The organism is Limnohabitans sp. INBF002 (genome assembly GCF_027924905.1).
In the GTDB taxonomy this organism is placed as follows: Bacteria; Pseudomonadota; Gammaproteobacteria; order Burkholderiales; family Burkholderiaceae_C; genus Limnohabitans.
In genome coordinates, this window is sequence record NZ_AP027055.1 from 496,928 (window position 1) to 522,545 (window position 25,618).

Consider the following 25,618-nt stretch of genomic DNA (forward strand, 5'->3'; position numbering starts at 1 on the left):
AAGCCATTTTATCGAGAAGATACGGCTTGATGTATACATACCGGCAGGCCTTGTCACGGCATGTTCTGGTGCAGTTGGACCACGTTTTTAGCGCGTTTGCGGAAGCGGATATTGAGCATTTCTACAATCACCGAGAACGCCATCGCGAAGTAGATGTAGCCTTTTGGAATGTGGTGGCCCAGGCCTTCGGCCATCAGCACCACGCCCACCACCACCAAGAAGGTGAGGGCCAGCATTTTGATGGACGGGTGATTTGACACAAAGCGGCCAATGCCCGAAGCAAACGCCATCATCAAACCCACAGACGCGATCACGGCGGCAATCATGATGGCCACCTCGTCCACCATGCCCACGGCGGTGATGATGGAGTCGAGAGAGAACACCAAGTCGATCACCATGATTTGCAAGATGATGGCGAACATGGTGGCTTTGACAGCACTGCCACCGTGTTCTTCTTCACCTTCGAGTGATTGGTGAATTTCGCCAGTGCTTTTCCAAATCAGGAACAGACCGCCCGAAATCAAAATCAAATCACGGCCAGAAATATCTTTGCCAAACGCGGTGAACAAAGGCTCGACCAAACCCACGATGACCGACAGCAACAGCAGCAAGCCGATGCGCATGAACATGGCCATGAACAGGCCAATGCGGCGCGCAAATTCGCGCTTCTCAGGTGGCAGCTTGTCCACCAAAATGGAAATGAAGATGATGTTGTCAATGCCCAGCACCAGTTCGAGTGCAGTGAGGGTGGCAAAGGCAATCCACGCTTGTGGGTCGGTCAAGAGTTCCATGTGGTACTTTCTAATTCAGATGCACCGGATGGTAGCGATCGCCTAAAAGTCCACAAACTGTGGGCTTTTAGCGCGGGCTTATTGGTGTTTGAAGTCGGCAGGGCGTTTGTTGACAAACGCGTCCATGCCTTCTTTTTGGTCGGCGGTGGCGAACAAGGCGTGGAACAGGCGGCGCTCAAACATCACGCCGTCGGCCAAGCCGCTTTCAAACGCGCGATTGACCGACTCTTTGGCGGCCATCGTGGCGATTTGCGAGTAGCCACAAATCATCAGCGCAGCGCCCAAGGTTTCTTCCATCAACTTGTCCAGCGGCACGATGCGGCTGACCAAGCCTGCTTTTTCGGCTTCGTTCGCGTCCATCATGCGACCCGTCAATGCCAAGTCCATGGCTTTGGCTTTGCCCACGGCGCGTGGCAAACGCTGCGTGCCACCAGCGCCTGGAATGATGCCCAGTTTGATTTCGGGCTGGCCAAATCTGGCGTTGTCGGCGGCGATGATGAAGTCGCACATCATCGCCAGCTCGCAGCCGCCACCTAAAGCAAAGCCGCTGACGGCTGCGATGACGGGCTTGCGAATGCTGCGGATGGTTTCCCAGTCGCGGGTGATGTAGTCGTTCTTGTAGACATCGGCAAAGCTGTAGGTGGCCATCGCGCCAATGTCGGCGCCCGCTGCAAACGCTTTTTCGCTGCCGGTGATGATCATGCAACCGATGGCTTCGTCTGCATCAAACGCTTTAAGGGCTTGGCCCAACTCCACCATCAAACCGGCGTTCAGCGCATTGAGCTGCTTGGGGCGGTTGAGGGTGATGACGCCCACTTTGTCGGCTTCGGTGTGGACGGTGATGAATTCGTAGCTCATGCGGATGCTCCCAAACGTGTGAAAAGGTGAGTTGAAAATTGTGATCTGAACTATAGGCCTAGCCAGCGACTGAGCAGTTTGGGGTTGTCCTGCATGAGACGCCAGGTGCTGTTGGCTTTGGCGTCGGGCCAAGCGAGGGTCAGGCGCAGCAACTGGCGGTCGCGGCTGATCAGGGCGGTCACTTTTTTGGCCGCGCCTGCGTACAGCAGCAAATCGTCGAGTTTTTTGATGCGCCAGGCTGAAGCGGGTTTGCCTGCCACTTCCACGCCCAGCCACTCGTCGCCCGGCGCAAAGCCAGCCTTGTGCGCGGCACTGCCGCTGAGCACGGTTTTGATTTGCACGTTGTGGTCTTCCGCCACACGCAAGCCCAAACGTTGGGCCAGCTGAGCGGGGTCGTGTTGCACCTTCACGCCGTGTGCGGCCAGCAGTTTCTCTAGCGGCAAATCGCGTGTGCCGTGCACCCAGGCTTTGAACTCAGCAGCCCATGAACGGCCTGTGAGTTCTTTGAGCACCGCCAGCACATCGGCCTCAAGCATCGGGCCATCGTGCTTGCCAGTGCAGCAACGTACCCACAAGGCGCGCATCACATCGTCCAGCGACACGCTGTGGTTTTTCACGCCGTGCTGGCGCAGGCTCAGGTCAAGGCACAACGCGACCAGTGCGCCCTTGGTGTAGTAGCTCACGGTCAGGTTGGGGCTGTTGGCGTCTTGGCGGTAGTACTTGGTCCACGCCTCAAAGCTCGACTGTGCCACGCTGTGCACCTCGCGGCCTGGTGTTTGCAGCACTTGGTTGATGGTTTTGTTGAGCAGCTTCAAGTACTGCGCATCGTCAATCAGCCCTGCGCGGCGCAGCAGCAAATCGTCGTAGTAGCTGGTGAAGCCTTCAAAGAACCACAGCAGCTCGGTGTAGTTTTCTTGGGTGTAGTCGTAGCGTGCAAACTCGGCGGGGCGCAAGCGTTTGACGTTCCAGGTGTGGAAATACTCGTGGCTGATGAGGCCCAAGAGCGTGGTGTAGCCCTCGCTTTGCTTGGCGTCGCTTGGTTTGCTGTCGTTGAGTCGCGGCAAGTCGGCGCGGTTGCAAATGAGGGCGGTGGAGTTGCGGTGCTCTAAGCCGCCGTAGCCGTCGGCCACGGCGTTGAGCATGAACACGTAGTTTTTGTGCGGTGTGGCCGAGCGCTTGTGGCCGTGCCAAAAGCGAATGGCGGTTTCGCAAATCTTTTGCGTGTCGCGCAGCAAACGTTCGCCATCAAACGTGGGCGTGGCACCCGCCACCACAAAGCGGTGCTCGATGCCGCAGGCTTTGAAGCTGCCGCTCCAAAACGCACCCATTTCTACGGGGCAGTCCACCAGCTCGTCGTAATCGGCGGCCACATAGGTGCCAAAGCCTTGACGGTCGGTTTTGACGGGCGTCAGGCCGGTGGCCACTTGCCATGCCTTGTGTGTGTTGAACGAGTCAGCCACCAGCTCTAGCTGGTGGGGCGCATCCGCTTGACCTTCGACTTGCAAACACAAGCTGGTGCCATTGAAGAAGCCGCGCTGGGTGGTCAACCAAGCGGTGCGCACCGAATCGTCGTGTGCATGCACTTGGTAGTGCAGTGTGAGGGGGGTGTTGGCTTCGCAGCCGATCACCCACGTGGCTTTGTCGAGCTGTTGCACGGTCACGTTGCGCTTGCCTTGGCGTGCGCTGAGGCCGGTGATTTGCTTGGCAAATTCGCGCACCATGTAGCTGCCTGCTATCCACACCGGCAGCGAGACGCGCTGGCCTGCGGCGGGTTGGGCGATGGTGAGCGTCACGCCATACAGGTGGGCGTGCAGGTCTGCGGCTTCGATGCGGTAGTGCATTTTTAGGTCGCTGCCGCGCCGAGCAAGCAGGCCAAGGTGGACACCACGGTCAGGCGAAAGCGCATGGTCATCCAATCGCGCAAGCCCGCTTCGGGCCAAGTTTTGCGATCGACCAAATAGCAAGCCACCAGCAGCGCGGCCAACAAAGGCAAGCCCGCGTAGGCCGGCATCATGACCGCGATCCACGACACCAGCGAAGGCACCACGCCCCACACCATGTGCAGCTTGCGTTGCGGTGCGTTGTGGCGCAGACCAATGCCCCAATGGATACCGCCTAAAAAGGAGGCAATGGTGGCGCCATACGCGCTGAGCGCAATCGCCACAAAGGGGTGTGCTTCGGGGGTGACGATCCACATGAAAAAGGCGAGCACCACAAACGGAATCAGGCCGGCGTAGCCCAAGCGTTCAATGAATTGACCCGCATTGCTGTCAGGGGTGATGGGGGAATGAACCATGGTGATGTACTCGTTTATTTAGCGGCGTCAGCCAGCAGTTTTTCAATTTGCGTGCTGTTGATGGCACCCGGCACGCGCGTGCCGTCTTGCGCCACCAGCGTGGGGGTGCCGGTGATTTTGTATTTGCGGCCAAAGTCCAAGTTGCGGTCAATCGCCGCGGTGTTGCACTGCGCGGCGACAGGTGCGATGTCTTTTTGCATGAGGTTGACCCATGCGGCGGCTGGGTCTTTGGCGCACCACACGTTGCGTGATTTTTCGACCGATGCGGGGCCAAGCACCGGCATCAAAAACAAATACACCGTCACGTTGTCGATCTTGGCCAAGTCGCGTTCGAAGCGTTTGCAGTAACCGCAGTTGGGGTCTTCAAACACGGCAAGTTTGCGTTTGCCGTTGCCGTGGACGATGGTGATGGCGTCTTTCAGCGGCAGGGCGTTGAAGTCGACCGCGCTCAGTTTGGCTTCGCGTTCTTCGGTCAGGTTGCGTTTGCTTTTGGTGTCAATCAAGTTGCCTTGAATGAGGAAGTTGCCTTGTGCATCGCTGTAGTAAATCTCGTTGGTGCTCAGGCGCAACTCGTAAATGCCAGCCAATGGGGTGGGCGTGATTTCTTCAATCTTGGGAATTTGCGGAATGCGTTCGCTCAGATTTTTGCGAATGTTGGCTTCGTGGCCTTGGGCCCAAGCGCTGGTGATGCTCAGCGCAAGCAATGCAGCGGCAGAGAGTTGGCGAAAGGTGCGTTGCATGTGTGCGTTGCCTCGTGTGGGTGAAAAGGGGCGGGCGGTTAGCCCATGGCTTGGTGCATGGCCCAGGCTTTGACGGTGGCAAGGCTGTTGAAGCCATTCATGCCCCAGTTACGCAGCGCTTGCACGCCGGGGTTGGGGTGGGCAAATAAGCGTTGCAAGCCATCGCACGCCAACCAAGTGGGCACCATGTCGGCTTTGCGGGCGCGCTCGTAGCGGCGCATGAAGTAACGGTCGCCCACGCTGCGCCAGTAGTCTTTGGTCTCGCGGGCTTTCAGCACACTCGCCAGCTCGGCCACATCGGCCAAGCCGAGGTTGAGGCCTAAGCCAGCCAGCGGGTGAATGTTGTGGGCTGCATCGCCCGCCAGCGCCCAAGCGCTGCCGTCTGCAAAGTTGCCCGTCCAGCGGTCGGCGCAGGCCAGTTGCAGTGGCCACATGGCGCGTTCGCTGGTGAGCGCGATTTGGCCCAGCACGCCGTTGCTGGCGTGTTCAAGTTCAATGCCAAAAGCTTCGGGGCTCAGCGCTAACATGTCTTTGGCACGTTCGGGTGGCAGCGACCACACCAAGCTGGCCGTGTCGCCCTGCGTACCGCCCAAAGGCAGCAGCGCCAAAATTTCTAAACCATGTGCGCCTTGGGTGAACCACTGCAGCGCTTGCTGGCGGTGCGGCGTGCTGCAACGCACGCGGGCGGCCACGGCGTGTTGTTGGTAAGGCAACACCTCAAAGTTCACATCCAGCTCAGCGCGGGTGGCGCTGGCGCGGCCTTCGCACACCACGGTCAAAGCGGCGGGTTCGGGGGCGGTGAGCTGGGTAATTTCGGCTTGGTAACGCACGGCTTCGGCCAGTTGGGCTTCAAGCACGGCCACGTCCACGATCCAAGTCAGGCCCTCGGGCGTGGGGCTTTGAAAGTGGATAAAGCCGCCATCGTCGCCCCACACGCGCATGTGTTGCACGGGGGTGGCGTGCAAGGCGTCGGGCCAGCAACGCAAACCAGACAGCAAGTCACGAGAGGCGCTGTTGAGTGAGTAAGCCCTAACGTCTTGCGTGGTTTTGGGGGCTGAGGTGACCAATCCCACGCGTAGTTTTTGGCGTGCGAGCAACAGGGCCAAGGTGCGTCCCACCATGCCATCGCCGCGAATACAAACGTCCAGTTTTTGAGCCATGAAGTTGATTGTAGGAGGGCGGCACAATGCCGTATGACCTCTGTTGAATTTGAAGCACGCATTGCCGCCTTGTGGGTGTTTCCCATCAAGTCGTGCGCAGGTATTTCGGTGACGCAAGCGGTGCTCACCCCCACCGGGCTGGCCCACGACCGCGCATGGATGGTGGTGGACGCCGAGGGCGAGATGGTGACCCAGCGCGAACTGCCGCGCATGGCATTGGTTCAGCCCGAGCTGGTGCATTCTGGGACGGGCGTGACCGAGCTGGTGTTGCACGCCAGCGGCATGGTGGCTTTGCATTTGCCAGCTGTGAGCGTGCAAGCTGCCAGCCCACAAGCGCACCCCACCAACGTTCGCGTGTGGGACGACGCGGTGCTCGCGTTCGACATGGGCTCCGCTGCCAGCGCATGGTTGACCGAATTTTTGGGTGAAAGCCTGGGGCCGCTGCGCTTGGTGCGTTTTGATGAACGCCACAAACGCGTGGCCAGCCGCAAGTGGACGCAAGGCGTCGAAGCGCTGAACCAATTCAGTGATGGATTTCCGGTGCTCGTTGCCAGCACCGCCTCGCTGGATGAACTCAACACACGTTTGGCCCAGCAAGGGATGGGCGCTGTGGATATGCGACGTTTTCGTGCCAACTTGGTGTTGTCGGGTGTGCATGCCCATGACGAAGACCGTGTGGGCGTGATGACCCTCGACACCGACACAGGCCCCGTGCAACTGAACCCCGTCAAGCCCTGTCCCCGTTGCCCTATTCCTAACATCGACCCCGACACGGGCACTTCGGCACCCGTTGTGAGCGACACCTTGCAGGTGTACCGCCAAGACGCGCGGGTCAACGGCGCGATCACCTTTGGCATGAACGCCATCCCGCTCAGTGGCGTTGGACAAACCTTGCGCGTGGGGCAAGTGGTGTCAGCGCCCTGGTCGTTTTAAAACCAACGTGGGTTATTTGCTGGGCACGGGTCTGACGATTTCGCGCAACATGCCGCCTTCGCGCACGCTGCCTTCTGTGCGGCCTTCACCCCGCATGCGCGCTTCACATGCCGCACGTTCGTCGCCCGCATGCGCGTCGCATCGCTGCGATTGGTTGCGTTGCACCGCCGAGGCAGGCGCCTCGTCGAGCTTGTTGCGTTTGGCTTCTGCCAACGCGTTGCGGGCTTCTAGGCGACAAGTCTTCAATTCCTCTGCGGACGTCAGGCGGGCGCATTCGGCCATTTCTTCTTTGTAGCGCGCTTGTGCATCGGCCAGCGTGTCAGCCTGTGCGGTGAATGAACCCAGGGCGAGCAATAGGCTGGTCAAGCTAAGCCAGCGTGAGGTGTGTGTCATGGCCGTGTTTCCTTTTTGATTTCAAAGCGTAGGTTACCGAATGTGCGGCAAAACATCTGTGCGGTGAATCGCACATCCGCAGCCGGGTCCTGCCGTTTGAGGGCTTAGTACAATCTGAGGCAGTTACAAGGATATTTTTATGAGTTTGAAATGCGGCATCGTGGGTTTGCCCAACGTTGGCAAATCCACCCTGTTCAACGCCCTGACCAAAGCGGGCATCGCGGCTGAGAATTACCCCTTTTGCACGATTGAGCCCAACACCGGCGTGGTCGAAGTGCCTGACCCACGTTTGCAGCAGTTGGCCGAGATCATCACCCCCGAGCGCATCGTGCCGGCGATTGTGGAATTTGTGGACATCGCTGGCCTCGTGGCAGGTGCCAGCACAGGCGAAGGCTTGGGCAACAAGTTCTTGGCCCACATCCGCGAAACCGACGCCATCGTCAACGTGGTGCGCTGCTTTGAAGACGACAACGTGATCCACGTGGCCAACAAGGTGGACCCGATTGCCGACATCGAAGTCATCCAAACCGAGCTGTGCTTGGCCGACTTGGCCGCCGTCGAAAAAGCGATTCACCGCGTGAGCAAAATCGCCCGCTCCGGCGACAAAGAAGCCGTCAAGCAAATGGCGATTCTCGAGAAGTGCCAAACCGCGCTGAACGACACCAAGCCCGTGCGCACCATCGACTTCAGCAAAGAAGAGCTGGTCGAACTCAAGCAGTTCTTCTTCATCACGGCCAAGCCCGCGATGTTTGTGGCCAACGTGTCCGAAGACGGCTTTGAGAACAACCCTTTCTTAGACCGCCTCAAAGCCTTTGCGCAAGCGCAAAACGCGCCCGTGGTGGCCATCTGCGCCAAGATCGAAGCCGAGTTGTCTGAAATGGAAGACGCTGACCGCTTGGAGTTCCTCAAAGAACTCGGCCAAGACGAGCCAGGCCTGAACCGCCTCATTCGCTCTGCCTACACCTTGCTGGGCTTGCAAACCTACTTCACCGCTGGCGTGAAAGAAGTGCGCGCGTGGACCATCCACGTGGGCGACACCGGCCCACAAGCCGCTGGCGTGATTCACACCGATTTCGAGAAGGGTTACATCCGCGCCCAGACCATCGCGTTTGACGACTTCATCGCCCTCAAAGGCGAGCAAGGCGCCAAAGATGCAGGCAAGATGCGTGCGGAAGGCAAGGAATACGTGGTGAAAGACGGCGACGTGATGAACTTCTTGTTCAGCTCTTAATTGCGCATTGCCCACAAAAAAGCCCGCTTCACAGAGCGGGCTTTTTTTATGTACGTGGCTTGATCAGGCCACCGCATCCGCTGGCTGGCGCTGCAACATGGCGAGCGTGCTGGCGATGGTTTTGCGCAGTTCGCGGCGGTCGCAAATCATGTCGATGGCGCCTTTTTGCTGCAAGAATTCGGCGCGTTGGAAGCCTGCGGGCAAAGTCACGCGCACGGTGTTTTCAATCACGCGAGGACCGGCAAAGCCAATCAGGGCATTGGGTTCGGCGATGACCACGTCGCCCACAAACGCAAAGCCGGCTGACACGCCGCCCATGGTGGGGTCGGTCAACACGCTGATGTAAGGCAAACCTTTTTTGGCCAAGCGGGTCAGCGAGGCGTTGGTTTTGGCCATTTGCATGAGCGAGAGCAAGCCCTCTTGCATGCGTGCGCCACCGGTGGCGGTGAAGCAAATGAACGGTACTTTTTGTTCAATGGCGGTGTGCACGCCGCGCACAAAGCGCTCGCCCACGACCGAGCCCATCGAGCCGCCCATGAAGTCGAATTCAAAGCAGGCCACAACCACGTTGACGCTGTGCACGGCACCGCCCATGACCACCAAGGCGTCTGTTTCGCCGGTGTTTTGCATGGCTTCTTTGAGGCGCTCGGGGTACTTGCGGCTGTCCTTGAATTTCAAGGCGTCCACAGGCAGCACTTCTTGACCGATTTCGTAGCGGCCTTCAGCGTCCAGGAACATGTCCAAACGGTCGCGCGCGCTGGTGCGGTGGTGGTGGCTGCAGGTGGGGCAGACGTTTTGGTTGGCTTGCAAGTCACTCTTGTAGAGCACGGTCTCACAGCTGGGGCACTTCACCCACACGCCTTCGGGCACGCTGCGGCGCTCAGAGGGTTCGGTGTGTTGAATTTTTGGGGGAAGCAGTTTTTCGAGCCAACTCATGGTGAGCCTTTCGTCAGTTCTTTTGGAATTGATTGATTTTAACGGGCGGGGTAGGTATCGTTTTGAGAGACGTTCAAGCGTCCAAAGCCTGGCGAATACCCGCCAAAAACTCATGTGCAGCAGCCACTTCCTGGCCTGCTGGCGCGGCTTCGAGCAGCTGGATGATGCGGCTGCCAATCACCACGGCGTCGGCCACGCGGCCCACGGCGGTGGCGGTGGCGGCATCACGAATGCCAAAGCCCACACCCACGGGGATGTGCACATGCTGGCGAATGCGCGGCAGCATGGCTTCGACGGCATCGGTGTCGAGGTTGCCAGCGCCCGTCACGCCTTTGAGCGAAACGTAATACACATAGCCGCTGGCAATGCGTGCCACTTGTTCCATGCGCTTGTCCGTGCTGGTGGGCGCGAGCAAGAAGATCAGATCCATGCTGTGGGCGCGCAAGGTGGCGGCGAACTCTTCGCACTCTTCGGGCGGGTAGTCCACGATGAGCACGCCGTCCACGCCGGCGGCAGACGCGTCTTTGACGAACGAATCTGGGCCGTGCTTGAGGTTGTAGCACTCCACGGGGTTGGCGTAGCCCATCAGCACCACGGGGGTTGTGTTGTCGGTTTTGCGGAACTCGCGCACCATGTCCAGCACTTGGGCTGTGCCAATGCCAAAACGCAGCGCGGCTTCGCCTGCTTTTTGAATCACAGCGCCATCGGCCATGGGGTCGCTGAAGGGAACGCCCAGTTCGATGATGTCAGCGCCTGCATCCACCATGCCGTGCATGAGCGCGGGCGTGATGTTGGCTTGCGGGAAGCCCGCCATCACATAGGGGATGAGGGCTTTGCGGCCTTGGGCCTTGAGGGCGGCGAGGGTGGCGTCAATACGGCTCATGGTGCTGCTCACTTCACAATTTTCACGGTTTGTTCTGTCGGACCACCTTTGACCGATTGGCCTTGGCAGCTCGGACGGCAGAAGAAGTCAGCGCCGCTCAGGTCGGCCACGGTGCCAATGTCTTTGTCGCCACGGCCTGAGAGGTTGACCAAGATGGATTGCTCGGGCTTCATGGTCTTGGCCAGCTTCATGGCGTAGGCCACGGCATGGCTGGATTCGAGCGCGGGGATGATGCCTTCGGTGCGGCACAGGTAATGGAAGGCATCCAACGCCTCTTTGTCGGTGATGCCCACGTATTCGGTGCGGCCAATGTCTTTGAGGAACGCGTGCTCGGGGCCCACGCCGGGGTAGTCGAGGCCAGCGCTCACGCTGTGCGTTTCGGTGATTTGGCCGTTCTCGTCTTGCAAGATGTAAGTGCGGTTGCCGTGCAACACGCCGGGCGCGCCCAGCTGCAACGAGCAGGAGTGACGGTCGGTGTCCATGCCTTCGCCAGCGGCTTCCACGCCAATGAGGCGGGTGTTGGCGTGGTCGATGTAGGGGTAGAAGATGCCCATGGCATTGCTGCCGCCGCCCACGCAGGCGACCACGGCGTCTGGCTGCTGCTCGGCCATCTTCAAGCTCTTGAACATCTCGGGCATTTGCGTGAGGCACTCTTCGCCAATCACGCTTTGGAAATCGCGCACCATCATTGGGTAGGGGTGTGGACCCGCCACCGTACCGATGATGTAAAAGGTGTTGTCCACGTTGGCCACCCAGTCGCGCATGGCTTCGTTGAGTGCGTCTTTGAGGGTACGGCTGCCTGATTCAACGGGCACCACGGTCGCGCCCAAGAGCTTCATGCGGTACACGTTGGGGCTTTGACGTTTGACGTCTTCAGCACCCATGTAGACCACGCATTCCAACCCGTAGCGTGCGCAAATGGTGGCGGTGGCCACGCCGTGTTGGCCTGCGCCTGTTTCGGCAATCACGCGGGGCTTGCCCATGCGCTTGGCGAGCATGGCTTGGCCGATGGTGTTGTTGATCTTGTGAGCGCCAGTGTGGTTCAGGTCTTCACGCTTCAAGAAGATTTGCGCGCCACCCATTTCGCGGCTCATACGGGCTGCGTGGTAGATGGGAGAAGGGCGGCCGACGAAGTGGGCGAGTTCTGACTTGAATTCGGCGATGAACTCGGGGTCGTGCTGGTATTTGGCGTACGCGTCTTTGAGCTCTTCAATCGCGTGAGTCAGCGTTTCGCTGATGAAGCTGCCGCCGTAAATGCCAAAGTGGCCTTTGGCGTCGGGTTGTTGGTAGTTCGACATAGATAGCCTACAAAAATTGCCTTGGGGCTTACGCGCCCAAGTGCTTCAAACAAAAGAGGAGGAGTGCTTAGAGCGGGTGCTCTGCGTCGGCTGCGCGTACGGCTCGGACGAATTCGTGAATCTTGGCCGCATCTTTGATGCCTTTGGCCGATTCCACGCCAGAGCTCACGTCCACCGCCAACGAATGGCCGTGGTTACGCAGCGCGCGAATGCCATCGGTCACGTTGGCAGCGTTGAGTCCACCAGACAAGACGAGGTGAGCGTTGACGTTTGGAGGAAGCTGTGACCAATTGAATGTTTTGCCGCCGCCGCCGTAACCGTCGACATGGGCGTCGAGCAGCACCGCTTGGGCGTCTGAGTAATCTTGTGCGTATTTTAAGAGGTCGAAAGCTTCTTCGCCCGCAGGGGTTTCTAGCGGGATGCGGGCAGCCCGAATCCAACGGCGGCCCAAGGTGCGGGCAATCTTGCGGCAGTGGTCGGGCGTTTCGTCGCCGTGGAACTGCAGCCACGCGCCTGGCACTTGCACACACGCGTGGGCAATGGCCTCGGAGGTTTCATTCACAAACAGCAGCACGGGCGTGACGAAGGCGGGCAAGCGCAAGGCCAGCTCGGCGGCACGCTCCACCGTCACCGCACGCGGGCTAGGGGCGTACATGACAAAGCCAATGGCGTCCACGCCTGCGGCCACGGCGGCGTCGACGTCTTGCTCACGGGTGAGTCCACAAATTTTGATACGCGTGCGGTTCATGGCAATCCATCATACGCAGGGGTACGGTCAGGCAAATCCCACTGTGCGTCGTAGCGGGGACCCAAGAAATACAAACCATCGGGGCTGAAGGTGGGGGCGGCGGCATCGCGGTCGCGGGCGGCCAGCACGTTGGCCATCCACTCCGGCGGTTTGTCGCCACTGCCAATCTTCACAAAGCAACCCATGAGGTTGCGAATCATGTGGTGCAAAAACGCGCTGGCTTCAAACTCAAAGCGCCACACGGCTGAGCCGGGCTGAGTGCTTTTGCGGGTGATGTCGATGCGCGTCATGGTTTTGACGGGCGTGAGAGCTTGACAGCTCGACGCGCGAAATGAGGTGAAGTCGTGTTCACCCATCAGGTACTGCGCGGCTTTTTGCATGGCTTCAAGGTCGAGCGGGCGGTACACCCAGCCGACACGGCCCACTTCGACGCTGGGGCGCACGGCGGATTCGAGCACCACATAGGCATAGCGGCGTGCAATGGCGCTGCCACGGCAGTGAAATTCACGCGGCATTTCACGCGCCCATTGCACCGCAATGTCGAGCGGTAAATAGCGGTTGGTGCCGCGCACCCACGAGTAGGGCGTGCGGTCAAGCTCGGTGTCAAAGTGAATCACTTGCATGAGGCCATGCACACCGGCATCGGTGCGGCCTGCACACAAGGTAGAGACGGGAGTTTGGGTGAACTTGGACAGCGCTTTTTCAAGCTTGTCCTGCACTGTTTTGCCAGAGAGTTGGCTCTGCCAGCCTTCGTAGGCTTGGCCGTTGTAGCTCAAGCCCATGGCGATGCGCATACGGCTTAGCCTCGTTCAGCCAGCCACTGGAGGGCTTTTTCTTTGTCAGCACCAGAGGCTTCTATCGCCACCTCTTCCATCAAGGCACGGCTGGTGTGCAGTTGGCCCAAGTTCCACAGCTCGTCAGCCAAGTCGATGCGCACTTGGTAGGGGCTGGGGTGGCCGACATCGTCCAAGTCCAAAGAAATGTTGGGCATTTCCATGGTGGGGCGTGCGGGTTGCTCGGCGCTGTAAGTGCGTTCTTCTTCGTGCGCATCATCCGCGTCGTCATGCGCGTGATGCGCATGGTCGTGTGGGTGTTCATGCGCATCGTGCATGTGCGTGGCGACTTCGTGGATGTAGCCACGTTCAACAGGGTTTTGGCCGTCGAACTCAGGCAAGTCCAGATTGAACTTCACGTTCAGTGGTGGCAAGCCTTGAATGTCGTCGTCGCTCTTGTTCAAAGCACGACGGCGCCACAAACCGACCAACACCAAAATGGCAATCAGGCTGCCAGCACCCACGGGTGTGAGGCTGTGTTCACGCAGTTCGTTGAGCCATTCGCCATTGGCGGAGGCTGCACTGGCGGGCACTTCCACGGGCAATGCGCCGCCTGCAGAGGCTGCTTCAGACGCAGGGCTCGTTGCATTGGTCACGGTGGCTGCTGCAATCTTGCCGAGTTCGGCAATGTTGCGGCTCAATTCGGCAGCGCGGGTGGCCACGTCTTGGGCTTCGCGTTGCTGGGCAATGCTGTCGGCAGCAGCGTCTTTGCTGCCGGGTTTGGCCAAGGTCAACTTGTCTTGGTTGGTCTTGGCATTTTTGTTTTGCACCTGAGCTTCGAGCTTGCCTGCGGTATCGCGGGCCGCCTTGGGCACGGTGCCGCCGGGGGCGCGTGCGGCCAGCTCGGCGCGGTAGGCTTCAAAGTCTTTGGTTTGAATTTGGATGGCTTTGCGCGCTTCTTCGCGCGACACGGCTTTGGCTTCTTGCTCCGTGGGCAAGGTCAGCAAAGCGCCTTCCTTCATGCGGTTGACGTTGGACTCGACAAAGGCATCGGGGTTGCTGCGCAACAAGGCCAGCAACATTTGTTCTAAAGACACGCCTTCTGGCGTTTTGCCTGCAGCCAGTTCGCTGGCGGTGTCGCCGCGTTTGACGGTGATAGGTTGTGCGGTTTTGCCCGCAGCGGCACCACCCGAAACGGGTAAGGCCGCGATGGGTTTTGCGTTTGACTTGCCATCATCCAGCGACAAGCTGATGTCGCGCAGCAGGCGGCCTGTCGCCCATCGCAAATCAATCAACACATCGAGCGAATTGTGATGAATGGCTTGCTTGCTGCTCACCTTCAGATAGAGTTTTCCGTTGTCGCGACGCAACAGTTGGACTTGAATCTCAAGTGGCACACCGTTGCTGACGGGCAGCTCCATCTTCGCCGCTTTGTAAATTTCTTGGCTGGCGATGCCTGCTTGCAACTCGGTTTGTTCAGCAGCCGTGATTTCGCTGATGTCGATCTCTGCGCGCAAAGCCTCGCCCTGCTTGCTTTGTACGACAGGGCGACTCAAAGTGAGTGCCTGCGCACTGCCGAAGACCGACAGTGACAGGGCTGCCCACAGCGCTGAGCGCTGGAACAAATTGGAAGCAGTGCGGGGGGCTTTTTTCATAGCCAAAGATATTACTTTGTTTTACGCCTCGAGCAGGATGCGCAACATGCGGCGCAATGGCTCGGCAGCGCCCCACAACAGCTGGTCACCCACGGTGAACGCGCCCAAGTAGTCGTTGCCCATCGCCATCTTGTGCAGGCGTCCCACTGGCACAGTGAGCGTGCCGGTCACGGCTGCGGGTGTCAGGTCGCGTTCGCTGATTTCGCGCACGTTCGGCACCACTTTGACCCAATCGTTCGCGCTGGCCAAGATGCTTTCGATCTCGTCCATGGGCACGTCTTTTTTCAGCTTGATGGTCAAGCCTTGTGAGTGGCAGCGCATCGCGCCAATGCGCACGCACAGACCGTCAATGGGGATCGAGCCCGCAGTGCGGAAGGCTGGATTGCCCAAGATCTTGTTGCACTCAGCGCCGCCCTTCCACTCTTCCTTGCTTTGGCCGTGCTCCACGGGCACGTCGATCCAAGGGATCAAGCTGCCAGCCAAGGCCGTGTTGCGGAAGTTTTTGGTGGGGAACTCAGCGCTGCGCATGGTGGCCGACACTTTGCGGTCGATGTCCAAGATGGCAGAAGAGGGGTTGGCCAAGTCGTCTTTCACGGCGTCGTGCAAAGCGCCCATTTGGCTCAGCAGCTCGCGCATGTTTTGTGCACCCGCGCCCGAAGCCGCCTGGTACGTCATGGCGCTGACCCACTCGACCATGTTGTGTTGGAACAAGCCGCCCAAGCCCATGAGCATCAAGCTCACGGTGCAGTTGCCGCCGATCCAGTTTTTGCCGCCTTTGCCCAAGGCGCTGTCGATCACGTTGCGGTTGACGGGGTCCAAAACGATCACGGCGTCGTCGGCCATGCGCAGGCTAGACGCGGCGTCAATCCAGTGGCCATTCCAGCCAGCAGCGCGCAACTTGGGATACACCTCTTTGGTGTAGTCGCCACCTTGGCAGGTGAGCACGATGTCGCACTTCTTTAAAGCTTCGATGTCGTTGGCGTCTTTGAGCGTGGTTTCGTTCTTGGCTTGCGCGGGGGCTTTGCCACCTGCGTTAGACGTGGAGAAGAACACGGGTTCGATCAGATCGAAGTCTTTTTCTTGAACCATGCGGTCGATCAACACCGAGCCGACCATGCCGCGCCAACCGACTAAACCTACTAACTTGCTCATTTTTCAACGCCTTTTCAAATGTAGAAAACAGTGCCAGACCTGACTGTTTGCCCGGCTCGTCTGGCCGGGGGGCGCACGACGAACCGGAGCTGTTTAGCCCTTAATGGTCGTGGTTTTGAGTGTGATCACGCGCGTGCTAGCAGCCACCGGTGCGGAGGCTGCGGAGTTCAGAGAGAACGAGCGGGCGTGAAACATAGAAACGATTGTATCGGATGGGGGCTTAGGACTGGCTGACACCTTTTTGAGAAATTCTTCATCTGCAAATTTTGTGACTTGGTTAAATGTATCTCATGGAATACAATCAAGCCCCGATTGAAATTAGGCAAACAGAGCATTACGTTCGCTGGTTTGCCGCGTTGCGAGACCGCACAGCAAGGGCTCGAATTGATATTCGAATTCGTCGAATGTCTTTGGGAAACCTCGGTGATGTGAAGGCTGTGGGTGCAGGCGTATCTGAGCTGCGTATTGATTACGGGCCGGGTTATCGAATTTATTTTGTTCAGCGTGGCACGCAGCTTGTGGTGCTGCTGGCTGGTGGTGATAAGGGCAGTCAGTCGCGAGATATCGCGATGGCGCATGAACTGGCCAAGATGCTTTAGGAGATATTCATGGCAAACAATGCAACACGGGCATGGGATGCAGCAGAGCATCTGCAAACCGAAGAAGACATGGCTGCCTATTTAGAGGCAGCTTTAGAGGAGGGTGATTCCTCTTTGATCGCTGCTGCGCTGGGGGACATCGCTCGCGCGAAGGGCATGTCGCAAGTGGCTCGCGATACAGGACTTGGACGTGAGAGCCTTTACAAAGCTTTGTCGTCCACGGGCAACCCTGAGCTGGCCACCATCATCAAAGTTGTGCGCGCTTTAGGGCTACGGCTTCACGCCACGGCTCAATAAAAAACGCGCCCTAAGGCGCGTTTGTCGTTGACGAGGCCGCGTTGAATTAACGCAAGGCCTTCACCACCGCATCACCCATTTGCGAGGTGCCCACTTTGGTGGTGCCTTCGCTGTAGATATCGCCAGTGCGCAAGCCTTGAGCCAGCACTTGCTGCACGGCTGTCTCGATGCGGTCAGCTGCTGCTGCTTGGTTCAAGCTAAAGCGCAGCATCATGGCGGCGCTGAGGATGGTGGCCAAGGGGTTGGCCACGCCTTTGCCTGCGATGTCGGGCGCGCTGCCGTGGCTGGGTTCGTACAAGCCTTGGTTTTTGCTGTTCAGTGAGGCTGAGGGCAGCATGCCGATGGAGCCTGTGAGCATGGAGGCTTCGTCGCTCAAGATGTCGCCAAACATATTGCCGGTCACGACCACGTCAAAGCGCTTTGGCTCTTTCACCAGTTGCATGGCGGCGTTGTCGACGTACATGTGGTCTAGGGCGATGTCTGGGTACTCTTTGCCCACTTCGCTCACCACGTCTTTCCAGAATTGGAAGGTTTCCAGCACGTTGGCTTTGTCCACGCTGGTCACGCGGCCCTCGAAGCCAGCCGCTTTGCGCTTGCGGGCGGCTTGGAAAGCTACATGGGCAATGCGCTCGATCTCGGGCTTGGAGTAGCGCATGGTGTCAAACGCTTCTTCCGCACCGGGGAAGTGACCGTCCGTAGCCACGCGGCGGCCGCGAGGCTGGCCAAAGTAAATGTCGCCGGTCAGCTCGCGGATGATGAGGATGTCGAGGCCAGAAATCAGCTCAGGCTTCAAGCTCGATGCGCCCACTAATTGCTCGTAGCAAATGGCAGGGCGGAAGTTGGCGAACAGGCCCATGTTTTTGCGCAAACCCAAAATGGCTTGCTCGGGGCGCAGGGGGCGGTCCAGCGTGTCGTATTTCCAGTCGCCCACAGCGCCGAACAACACGGCGTCAGAGGCCATGGCCAGCTTCAAGGTGGCTTCGGGCAGAGGGTGGCCGTGCGCGTCAAATGCGGCGCCGCCAACCAAGGCGGTTTCCATCTCGAACTTCAAGTCCAAAACATTCAAAACCTTGACGGCTTCTGCGACGATTTCGGTACCGATGCCATCACCGGGGAGAACTGCGATTTTCATGTGTGCTTTCTTGTTGTCTTGAGCGTGCGTGCGTTACATCGTGTGTGCCAACCAAGGCTTGGTGGCCAAGCGCTCGGCTTCAAAGGCTTTGATCTTGTCGGACTGGCGCAGGGTCAGGCCAATGTCGTCAAAACCGTTGAGCAAGCAGTATTTGCGGAAGGCTTGCACGTCAAACGGAATGGTCTCGCCTTGTGGGCGAACGATGACTTGGTTTTCCAAATCGATCGTCAACTCGTAGCCAGGGAAGGCATGCACTTCGTTGAACAACAGGTCAATCGCAGCTTCGGGCAGCACGATGGGCAGCAAGCCGTTTTTAAAGCAGTTGTTGAAGAAGATGTCGGCAAAGCTAGGCGCAATCACGGCGCGGAAGCCGTATTGGTCAATCGCCCAAGGCGCGTGTTCGCGTGACGAACCGCAGCCAAAGTTTTTGCGGGCCAAAAGTACTGAAGCGCCCTTGTAGCGCGGCTGGTTCAGCACGAAGTCGGGGTTTGGCTTGCGGCTGGCGGGGTCTTGGCCGGGTTCGCCGTGGTCCAAGTAGCGCCACTCGTCAAACAAGTTGGGGCCAAAGCCTGTCTTGCGGATGGACTTCAGAAACTGCTTGGGAATGATGGCGTCTGTGTCGACGTTCTCGCGGTCCATCGGAGCCACGATGCCTTTGTGTAAGGTGAATTTCTGCATTATTTTTTCTTCGCTGCGTCTTCAATGGCCGTACCGGCCTTTTGCACATCTTGGCCAATGCCGCGTAGGGTGTTGCAGGCGCTGAGGCCCACCACCGCCACGAGGGCTAAAGCGATCAACAGAAGTTTGTTCATAGCGATGCTCCTGAGTTACGCGAACTTGCGCACGTCCACAAAGTGGCCGTGAATGGCGGCTGCAGCTGCCATGGCGGGGCTGACCAAATGGGTGCGGCCACCGTTGCCTTGACGGCCTTCGAAGTTGCGGTTGCTGGTCGACGCGCAGCGTTCGCCGGGCTCTAAGCGGTCGGCGTTCATGGCCAAACACATGGAGCAACCGGGCTCACGCCACTCAAAGCCAGCGGCTTTGAAAATTTCGTGCAGACCTTCGGCTTCGGCTTGCGCTTTGACCAAGCCAGAGCCGGGCACCACCAAGGCGAGCTTGATGTTCTTGGCCACTTTTTGGCCCAGCTTCTTGACCACCGCAGCTGCTTCGCGCATGTCTTCAATGCGGCTGTTGGTGCAAGAGCCAATGAACACTTTGTCCACAAACAAATCATTCAGCGCTTTGCCGGGTTGCAAGTCCATGTAAGTCAGAGCGCGTTCAATCGCGCTGCGCTTGTTGGCGTCTTTTTCTTTGTCGGGGTCGGGCACGATGCCGTTGATGTCCAGCACCATTTCGGGCGAGGTGCCCCAAGTGACTTGCGGCAAGATGTCTTCGGCCTTGAGCTCGACCACGGCGTCAAACTTGGCGTCGGCATCAGAGTGCAACGTTTTCCAGTACGCCACGGCTTGGTCCCATTCCACGCCGGTGGGGGACAAAGGGCGGCCTTTGACGTATTCGATGGTTTTGTCGTCCACCGCCACCAAGCCAGCGCGCGCGCCGCCTTCGATGGCCATGTTGCACACCGTCATGCGGCCTTCCATGCTGAGTGAGCGAATGGCAGAACCCGCAAACTCAATGGTGTAGCCTGTGCCGCCGGCTGTGCCAATCTTGCCGATGATGGCCAGCACCACGTCTTTGCCGGTCACGCCTTTGGTCAGTGTGCCTTCGACTTTGATGAGCATGTTCTTGGCTTTTTTGGCCAACAAGGTTTGCGTGGCCATGACGTGCTCGACCTCAGAGGTGCCGATGCCGTGGGCCAACGCGGCGAATGCGCCGTGGGTGGAGGTGTGGCTGTCGCCGCACACCACGGTCATGCCGGGCAGGGTGGCGCCGTTCTCAGGGCCAATCACATGGATGATGCCTTGGCGCTTGGACATGAACGGGAAGAACGCGGCAGAGCCGAACTCGGCCATGTTCGCGTCCAGCGTGGTGATTTGTTCTTTGCTGATGGGGTCGGTGATGCCGTCGTAGCCCAGCTCCCAGCCGGTGGTGGGGGTGTTGTGGTCGGCGGTGGCCACGATGGAGCTGACGCGCCAGACCTTGCGGCCCGCTTGACGAATGCCCTCAAACGCTTGTGGGCTGGTGACTTCGTGCACCAAATGGCGGTCGATGTAGAGGATGGATGTGCCATCTTCTTCGGTGTGGACGACGTGCTCGTCCCAAATCTTGTCGTAAAGGGTGCGTCCCATGAGTCTTCCTTAGGTGGAGCCTGCGATTTTATGCGGGAGCGCGGGTGCTGATTCATGGAAATGAAATAAAGCCTTCCTACAATGAGCCGTCGGCGACATCGCTCGATGTTTGCTTGCTTTACTTTTCCGTCTTTCATGCCTCATTTCCCGCTTCAACAACTCGCCGTTTCAGTGCTGTGCAGCCTGGCTGCGGTCGGTGTGTGGGCGCAATCTGCGCCAGTGGCTGAAACTGAAGACACCACGGCGCGTTATCAGCTCACCTACAACTGGCAGCACCACAACGCGTTCAAGGCTGGCTACTCGGGGGCGAACAGCTTGTCCTCGCAAAGTGAGCGCATGTACACCTTCAGCACCACCGCACACTGGGGCTTTCGCCCGTGGCAAGACGGTGAGCTGTATTTCAATCCCGAGGTGGCTTCGGGCATTCCGTTTTCAGGCAACTTGGTGGGCTTGGGCGGCTTTACCAACGGTGAAATCACCCGTGCCGGCGGCAGCACGCCCAAGCTCTACCGCCAGCGCCTGTTTGTGCGCCAAACTTGGAACCAGGGTGGGGGGCAAGAGAAAGTCGAGCCCGATTTCAACCAAATGGCAGGCTGGGTCGACAAAAACCGCTTTGTGTTGACCGTGGGTAATTTCTCGACCTTGGACGTGTTTGACGACAACGCCTATGCCAAGGACCCGCGTACCCAGTTTATGAACTGGGGTAACTGGACCTACGCTTCTTACGACTACGCGGCAGATGCCCGTGGCTTTGGCTGGGGCTTTGCGGGCGAGTGGTATCAAGACAACTGGGTGCTGCGCTTTGGCCGTATGACCGGTCCCAAAGAGCCCAATGGTTTGCCTGTCGATTTCGCTTTGGGCAAACACTACGGTGACCAAGTCGAGGTTGAACGCGGCCATATGTTGGCCGATCAGCCGGGCAAAGTGCGTGTGCTGGCGTGGCGCAATCGCGCGCAAGTGGCCAGTTTCAACGATGCGACGCAGTGGCTGCAAAGCCACCCAGGTTTACAAACCACACCACAGGCGCTCATCGCTGTGCGTGGCGGCGAAAAAATCAAATACGGTTTGGGCGTCAACATTGAGCAAGCCATCAACCCGAGCGTGGGTTTCTTCTTGCGTGCCATGAAAGCCGATGGCCGTACCGAAACTTATGCCTTCACCGAAGCGGATGGGTCGCTGTCGACGGGGCTTGTTTTCAAAGGTGGCTTGTGGGGACGTACCGACGATGCGGTGGGCGTGGCCTTCATGCGCAACACTTTGTCGCCTGAACGTCGTGGCTTCTTGGCCGCTGGGGGCATGTCGTACTTCATTGGCGATGCGGCAGGCGCTACGCAAACGCTGAGTTACAGGCCAGAACAAATTTTGGAGGCTTTCTACAGCTTCCAAATGACGCGCGGCACGTGGCTGACGGCCGATTACCAACGCATCCAAAACCCCGCATACAACGCCGACCGTGGGCCGGTTCATGTGTATGCGGCGCGTTTACACGCCGAGTTTTAAGCCGGCGTCAACGCCTTCAAAAGCAGCTGCGCCGACGGCGACAACGCGCGCTTGGGGTTGAACGCCACCGCCAGTTGGCGCTGTGCCCAAGGGTCTTTGAGACTCACCACCTTCAGCTTGAGCGCTTGCACTTGGCTGGCGCAGGCACCTAGGGGCAGCACGCCGATGCCTAGGCCTGCGGCAATCATGTGGCACATGGCATCAAAGCTTCTGACTTGCACGCGCAGGTGCATGTGTTGGCCCTCTTTCTCTGCCACGCGTGACGTGAGTTCTAGCAACGAGCTGCCTTGGTTCAGACCCACGAAGTCGTATTGCAGACAGGTTTTGAAATCCACTTTTTTTTGTTTGGCCAGTGGGTGGCTCGCGTGGCACAGCAGCACCAGCTCATTCGTTTGAAAAGGCACCACGGTCAGCCCGTCCATCGGCGTTTCATTGGCCAACACGCCAATGTCTGCGATGCCGTCGATCAAGGCGCGTGCAATGTCACCGCTGAGTTGCTCTTCCAGTTCCACCACGATGTCGGCATGGCTTGATAAAAAGTCATGCAGGATCCTGGGCAGGTATTCGGTGAGAGATGACATATTGGCCCACAAACGCACATGGCCGCGGATGCCTTGCGAGTAATCGCTCAACTCGCTGTTGAAACGCTCCAAACCTTGAAACAAGCGAATGCAGTGTTGCAAAGCCAAATGCCCTGCGGGGGTGAGCTGCACCCCTTTCTTGCTGCGCTCTAAGAGCTGCGAACCCGTGGCTGATTCGAAGTCAGACAAGCGGCGGCTGGCCGCAGACAGGGCCAAATGACAGGTTTCAGCCCCTTTGGTGATGCTGCCGCTTTGCGCTACCGCGCAGAAAAGGCGCAGCGTGACAAAGTCGAACCGGCTTAAGTTGAAGCTTTTTTTCATGGCGTGATTTTCATCCTTCGCGAAACGCGAAGGAAATTCTACGCAATAGCAATTCCTTGTTCGGTGGTTTGTTTTTATAGTCCCGCCATGTTTGATTTATCCCCTTCAAAATCATGAGCGCGTTGACAGGACTCAAAGTGGTCGAACTCGGCCAACTCATCGCCGGCCCTTTTGCCGCCAAAACGCTGGCCGACTTTGGTGCCGATGTCGTGAAGATTGAAACGCCCAAGACCGGCGACCCTTTGCGCAAGTGGCGCTTGCTCAAAGACGGCACCTCTGTGTGGTGGCAAGTGCAATCGCGCAACAAACGCTCCGTGGCGCTGGACCTGAAAGACAAGGCCGCGCAAGACATCGTGCGCCAACTGGTCAAAGATGCGGACGTGTTGATTGAAAATTTCCGCCCAGGTGCGATGGAAGGCTGGGGCCTTGGCCCCGACGAGCTGTTGGCCCTCAACCCGCGCCTCATCATGTTGCGCATCAGCGGCTACGGGCAAACCGGTCCCTACCGCGACAAGCCCGGCTTTGGCGTGGTGGCAGAGGCCATGAGTGGTTTGCGCCACCTCACCGCTGAGCCTGGCCGTGTGCCGGTGCGTGTGGGCGTGAGCATTGGCGATACCTTGGCTTCGCTGCACGGCGTGATTGGCATTTTGATGGCGCTGCAAGAGCGCCAAACAAGTGGCCAAGGTCAAGTGATTGACGTGGCTTTGTATGAGGCGGTGTTCAACTGCATGGAAAGTCTGTTGCCCGAGTACAGCGCCTTTGGCGCCGTGCGCGAAGCGGCGGGCAGTGCCTTGCCCGGTATCGCACCGAGCAATGCCTACCGTTGCCAGGACGAAGGTTATGTGTTGATTGCAGGCAACGGCGACAGCATTTTCAAACGCCTCATGCACACGATGGGCAGGGATGATTTGGGCAACGACCTCGCGTTGACCGACAACGCCGGACGCGTCAAACGCGTGGCAGAAATTGATGCCGCCATTGGTGTGTGGACCGCCCAACGCACGGTGGCGCAGGTGCTGGAGGCGTTGGACCAAGCTGCCGTGCCCGCCGGCCGCATCTACACCGTGGCCGACATTGCGGCAGACCCGCATTACCAAGCGCGCGGCATGATTCAACACGTGCAGATGGACGACGGCACATCTCTGGCTGTGCCCGGCATCATTCCCAAACTCTCACGCACGCCAGGCAGCCATCGCCGCAACGCGCCCACCATTGGCCAAGACACAGATGCGGTGCTCAACGAAATTGGTTTGACGCCCACACAAATTCAAGCCCTCAAAGACAAAGGCATCGTCGCATGACACGTATTTATTTCAACGAAGTCGTCACCCGAGACGGCTTCCAAATCGAACCCAACTTCATCGCCACCGACGACAAAATTGCGCTCATCGACGCACTCAGTCAATGCGGCTACGCCAAGATTGAATCCACTTCCTTCACGTCACCCAAAGCCATTCCCATGCTGCGCGATGCCGAAGAAGTGATGGGACGCATCACCCGCGTGCCTGGCGTTGAGTACACCGTGCTGGTGCCCAATTTGCGCGGCGCCGAACGTGCGCTCGAATCACGTGCGGATGAGCTTAACTTGGTCATGTCCACATCTGAGACGCACAACCTTGCCAATTTGCGCATGACGCGCGAGCAGAGCTTTGCGTCTTTGGCCGAGGTGGTGCGTCATGTGGATGGCCGAACGCCGATCAACGTGTCGTTGTCGACGTGCTTTGGTTGCCCGATGGAGGGCGATGTACCTCAGGCGGTGGTGGAGCAGTTCGCGCAACGCTTTGCCGATTTAGGCGTGCGTGGCCTCACCATTTGCGACACCACGGGCATGGCGCATCCAGCGCAAGTGAGCCGCATGGTGGAGGCGTTGCAGCAGCAACTGCCGCATACGCAACTCACGCTGCACTTTCACAACACGCGCGGCATGGGCTTGGCCAATGTGCTGGCGGCAGTGCAAGGCGGCATTACCCGTTTGGATGGCTCATTAGGCGGTTTGGGTGGGTGTCCGTATGCACCGGGTGCAAGTGGCAATATTTGCAGTGAAGATGCTATTCACATGCTGGATGCCATGGGCTACGACACAGGCATTGACCTCACGAAGTTGCTGAACGTGGCGCGCCATTTGCCCGCCATCGTGGGTCACGATGTGCCAGGCCAAGTGGCCAAAGCTGGGCGCATCACCGACCTGCACCCAGCACCCGCTTATGTGTCTGAACTCAAAGGGCCCGCCGCATGATTGACCACCTCGACCATCTGGTGTTGACCACTTTCAACGAAGACGCCTGTGTGGACTTTTACACCCGTGTGATGGGCATGACGTTGGAAAGTTTTGTGGGCGGCACACCCCCTGTCACGCGCCAAGCCTTGAAGTTTGGTAACCAAAAAATCAACTTGCATGTGCGTGGCAAAGAGTTTGAGCCCAAAGCCCATCTGCCTGTGCCGGGCGCGCTGGACTTGTGTTTCATTGCCTCGATACCACTGGACAACGTGATCGCCCAACTGAACGCTGCGAACTGGCCCATTGTGGAAGGCCCCGTCATGCGCACGGGCGCCACTCAAAAAATCAGGTCGGTGTATGTGCGCGACCCAGATTTGAATTTGATCGAAATTTCAGAGTTGGCGTAAGACCAACCTATTCCAACAAGAAGGAGACGCCGCATACATTGGTCGTTCCGACGCCACCGGTCGGCAGCACCGACTTCACGGCACGGTGGACTTGCACATCACCACCCCTGCATCGGTGGTGAGCCACATCAAGTCTGGACGTTTGCGTGCGTTGGCCGTCACCAGTGCCAAGCGTTTGCCGTCGTTGCCCGATGTCCCAACGGCCACTGAGGCAGGCTTGAAAGGCTATGACCTGGATTCATGGTTTGCCTTGTACGCGCCTGTCGGCACACCAGCATCCATCGTGCAACAGCTCAATGCGGAAGTGAATAAGATTTTGCAGATGCCAGAAGTGCGCAAGAAGGCCGAAGATTCCGGCACCTCGGTCGAGGCCTTCACGCCTGCACAGTTAGGCGAATTCACCCGCAAAGAGTTGGACTATTGGGGCGGTGTCATCAAGTCAGCCAAGATCACGGCTGACTGATGTC

At 58.6% G+C, this 25,618-nt stretch carries 28 protein-coding genes; 9 read left to right on the plus strand and 19 right to left on the minus strand.

Translation table 11 applies throughout. The features are described 5' to 3' along the window. Positions 1–53: 53 nt before the first annotated feature. The 6 genes from QMG15_RS02525 to QMG15_RS02550 form a co-directional block, all read right to left on the minus strand. Positions 54–791 carry a TerC family protein gene (locus tag QMG15_RS02525; RefSeq protein WP_281789334.1) on the minus strand — a complete coding sequence of 246 codons (738 nt, stop codon included), beginning with the start codon at positions 789–791 and terminating at the stop codon, positions 54–56. A gap of 78 nt (positions 792–869) precedes the next feature. Further along, the gene (locus tag QMG15_RS02530) at positions 870–1,649 is read right to left on the minus strand and encodes an enoyl-CoA hydratase (RefSeq protein WP_281789335.1); all 780 of its coding nucleotides are present in this window, start codon (positions 1,647–1,649) and stop codon (positions 870–872) included. Between the two features lie 50 nt (positions 1,650–1,699). Beyond that, positions 1,700–3,490 (minus strand): peptidase M61, encoded by a 1,791-nt coding sequence (locus tag QMG15_RS02535; protein WP_281789336.1) that lies wholly within the window; start codon positions 3,488–3,490, stop codon positions 1,700–1,702. Positions 3,491–3,492: 2 nt separating this feature from the next. Then, on the minus strand, positions 3,493–3,945 hold the full coding sequence (locus tag QMG15_RS02540; protein ID WP_281789337.1) for a DUF3429 domain-containing protein: 453 nt from the start codon (positions 3,943–3,945) through the stop codon (positions 3,493–3,495). Between the two features lie 14 nt (positions 3,946–3,959). Then, the gene (locus tag QMG15_RS02545) at positions 3,960–4,685 is read right to left on the minus strand and encodes a DsbC family protein (protein WP_281789339.1); all 726 of its coding nucleotides are present in this window, start codon (positions 4,683–4,685) and stop codon (positions 3,960–3,962) included. A gap of 38 nt (positions 4,686–4,723) precedes the next feature. After that, positions 4,724–5,845 (minus strand): FAD-dependent monooxygenase, encoded by a 1,122-nt coding sequence (locus tag QMG15_RS02550; protein ID WP_281789340.1) that lies wholly within the window; start codon positions 5,843–5,845, stop codon positions 4,724–4,726. Positions 5,846–5,878: 33 nt separating this feature from the next. On the opposite strand from QMG15_RS02550, the gene QMG15_RS02555 reads away from it, so the two are divergent. Continuing rightward, positions 5,879–6,778 carry an MOSC N-terminal beta barrel domain-containing protein gene (locus QMG15_RS02555; protein WP_281789341.1) on the plus strand — a complete coding sequence of 300 codons (900 nt, stop codon included), beginning with the start codon at positions 5,879–5,881 and terminating at the stop codon, positions 6,776–6,778. Positions 6,779–6,790: 12 nt separating this feature from the next. Here QMG15_RS02555 and QMG15_RS02560 read toward each other — a convergent pair whose 3' ends face one another. Next, positions 6,791–7,171, minus strand: a complete 381-nt coding sequence (locus QMG15_RS02560) for a hypothetical protein (protein ID WP_281789342.1) — start codon at positions 7,169–7,171, stop codon at positions 6,791–6,793. A gap of 139 nt (positions 7,172–7,310) precedes the next feature. On the opposite strand from QMG15_RS02560, the gene ychF reads away from it, so the two are divergent. Beyond that, on the plus strand, positions 7,311–8,402 hold the full coding sequence (gene ychF, locus QMG15_RS02565; protein WP_281789344.1) for a redox-regulated ATPase YchF: 1,092 nt from the start codon (positions 7,311–7,313) through the stop codon (positions 8,400–8,402). Positions 8,403–8,465: 63 nt separating this feature from the next. Here the strand turns inward: ychF and accD are convergent, their stop codons facing one another. The 7 genes from accD to asd all read right to left on the minus strand — a co-directional run bounded on the left by accD (position 8,466) and on the right by asd (position 15,847). Further along, positions 8,466–9,338 (minus strand): acetyl-CoA carboxylase, carboxyltransferase subunit beta, encoded by an 873-nt coding sequence (gene accD, locus QMG15_RS02570; protein WP_281789345.1) that lies wholly within the window; start codon positions 9,336–9,338, stop codon positions 8,466–8,468. Between the two features lie 73 nt (positions 9,339–9,411). Continuing rightward, positions 9,412–10,221 carry a tryptophan synthase subunit alpha gene (gene trpA, locus QMG15_RS02575; RefSeq protein WP_281789346.1) on the minus strand — a complete coding sequence of 270 codons (810 nt, stop codon included), beginning with the start codon at positions 10,219–10,221 and terminating at the stop codon, positions 9,412–9,414. 8 nt (positions 10,222–10,229) lie between these two features. After that, positions 10,230–11,519: a tryptophan synthase subunit beta gene (trpB, locus tag QMG15_RS02580; protein ID WP_281789348.1), complete on the minus strand. Its 1,290-nt coding sequence runs from the start codon at positions 11,517–11,519 to the stop codon at positions 10,230–10,232. A gap of 67 nt (positions 11,520–11,586) precedes the next feature. Continuing rightward, positions 11,587–12,267, minus strand: coding sequence for a phosphoribosylanthranilate isomerase (locus tag QMG15_RS02585; protein WP_281789349.1), 681 nt, complete (start codon positions 12,265–12,267; stop codon positions 11,587–11,589). After that, positions 12,264–13,061, minus strand: coding sequence for a tRNA pseudouridine(38-40) synthase TruA (truA, locus tag QMG15_RS02590; RefSeq protein WP_281789351.1), 798 nt, complete (start codon positions 13,059–13,061; stop codon positions 12,264–12,266). The genes QMG15_RS02585 and truA overlap by 4 nt, the downstream gene beginning before the upstream one ends. 5 nt (positions 13,062–13,066) lie before the next feature. Next, positions 13,067–14,695, minus strand: a complete 1,629-nt coding sequence (locus QMG15_RS02595) for a FimV/HubP family polar landmark protein (protein WP_281789352.1) — start codon at positions 14,693–14,695, stop codon at positions 13,067–13,069. A 21-nt stretch (positions 14,696–14,716) separates the two neighbouring features. Continuing rightward, positions 14,717–15,847 (minus strand): aspartate-semialdehyde dehydrogenase, encoded by a 1,131-nt coding sequence (gene asd / locus QMG15_RS02600; RefSeq protein ID WP_281789353.1) that lies wholly within the window; start codon positions 15,845–15,847, stop codon positions 14,717–14,719. A 290-nt stretch (positions 15,848–16,137) separates the two neighbouring features. Here asd and QMG15_RS02605 point away from each other — a divergent pair, with 290 nt between their 5' ends. Beyond that, on the plus strand, positions 16,138–16,446 hold the full coding sequence (locus QMG15_RS02605) for a type II toxin-antitoxin system RelE/ParE family toxin (protein ID WP_281789354.1): 309 nt from the start codon (positions 16,138–16,140) through the stop codon (positions 16,444–16,446). A 9-nt stretch (positions 16,447–16,455) separates the two neighbouring features. Further along, a complete protein-coding gene (locus QMG15_RS02610; RefSeq protein ID WP_281789355.1) occupies positions 16,456–16,743 on the plus strand; it encodes an addiction module antidote protein in 288 nt (95 codons plus the stop codon). Between the two features lie 46 nt (positions 16,744–16,789). Here QMG15_RS02610 and leuB read toward each other — a convergent pair whose 3' ends face one another. The 4 genes from leuB to leuC are packed head-to-tail and all read right to left on the minus strand — an operon-like array spanning position 16,790 to position 20,124. Then, on the minus strand, positions 16,790–17,875 hold the full coding sequence (gene leuB, locus QMG15_RS02615; protein WP_281789356.1) for a 3-isopropylmalate dehydrogenase: 1,086 nt from the start codon (positions 17,873–17,875) through the stop codon (positions 16,790–16,792). 33 nt (positions 17,876–17,908) lie between these two features. Then, on the minus strand, positions 17,909–18,553 hold the full coding sequence (gene leuD, locus QMG15_RS02620) for a 3-isopropylmalate dehydratase small subunit (RefSeq protein ID WP_104801555.1): 645 nt from the start codon (positions 18,551–18,553) through the stop codon (positions 17,909–17,911). Further along, the gene (locus QMG15_RS02625; RefSeq protein ID WP_281789357.1) at positions 18,553–18,687 is read right to left on the minus strand and encodes an entericidin A/B family lipoprotein; all 135 of its coding nucleotides are present in this window, start codon (positions 18,685–18,687) and stop codon (positions 18,553–18,555) included. Before QMG15_RS02625 ends, leuD begins: the two co-directional genes overlap by 1 nt. A 15-nt stretch (positions 18,688–18,702) precedes the next feature. Then, the gene (gene leuC, locus QMG15_RS02630; RefSeq protein WP_281789358.1) at positions 18,703–20,124 is read right to left on the minus strand and encodes a 3-isopropylmalate dehydratase large subunit; all 1,422 of its coding nucleotides are present in this window, start codon (positions 20,122–20,124) and stop codon (positions 18,703–18,705) included. Positions 20,125–20,259: 135 nt separating this feature from the next. Between leuC and QMG15_RS02635 the strand changes: the two genes are divergently transcribed. Further along, entirely contained in the window at positions 20,260–21,624 is a 1,365-nt protein-coding gene (locus QMG15_RS02635) for a carbohydrate porin (protein WP_281789359.1), read from the plus strand. Here the strand turns inward: QMG15_RS02635 and QMG15_RS02640 are convergent. Beyond that, positions 21,621–22,526 (minus strand): LysR family transcriptional regulator, encoded by a 906-nt coding sequence (locus tag QMG15_RS02640; protein ID WP_281789360.1) that lies wholly within the window; start codon positions 22,524–22,526, stop codon positions 21,621–21,623. The two genes, QMG15_RS02635 and QMG15_RS02640, sit on opposite strands and share 4 nt — an antisense overlap. A 113-nt stretch (positions 22,527–22,639) precedes the next feature. On the opposite strand from QMG15_RS02640, the gene QMG15_RS02645 reads away from it, so the two are divergent. The 4 genes from QMG15_RS02645 to QMG15_RS02660 are packed head-to-tail and all read left to right on the plus strand — an operon-like array spanning position 22,640 to position 25,614. Beyond that, the gene (locus QMG15_RS02645) at positions 22,640–23,827 is read left to right on the plus strand and encodes a CoA transferase (protein ID WP_281789361.1); all 1,188 of its coding nucleotides are present in this window, start codon (positions 22,640–22,642) and stop codon (positions 23,825–23,827) included. Then, positions 23,824–24,762 carry a hydroxymethylglutaryl-CoA lyase gene (locus QMG15_RS02650; RefSeq protein ID WP_281789362.1) on the plus strand — a complete coding sequence of 313 codons (939 nt, stop codon included), beginning with the start codon at positions 23,824–23,826 and terminating at the stop codon, positions 24,760–24,762. Before QMG15_RS02645 ends, QMG15_RS02650 begins: the two co-directional genes overlap by 4 nt. Continuing rightward, entirely contained in the window at positions 24,759–25,151 is a 393-nt protein-coding gene (locus QMG15_RS02655; protein WP_281789363.1) for a VOC family protein, read from the plus strand. The genes QMG15_RS02650 and QMG15_RS02655 overlap by 4 nt, the downstream gene beginning before the upstream one ends. A gap of 37 nt (positions 25,152–25,188) precedes the next feature. After that, entirely contained in the window at positions 25,189–25,614 is a 426-nt protein-coding gene (locus QMG15_RS02660) for a tripartite tricarboxylate transporter substrate-binding protein (RefSeq protein WP_281790062.1), read from the plus strand. The last annotated feature ends 4 nt before the right edge of the window (positions 25,615–25,618 follow it).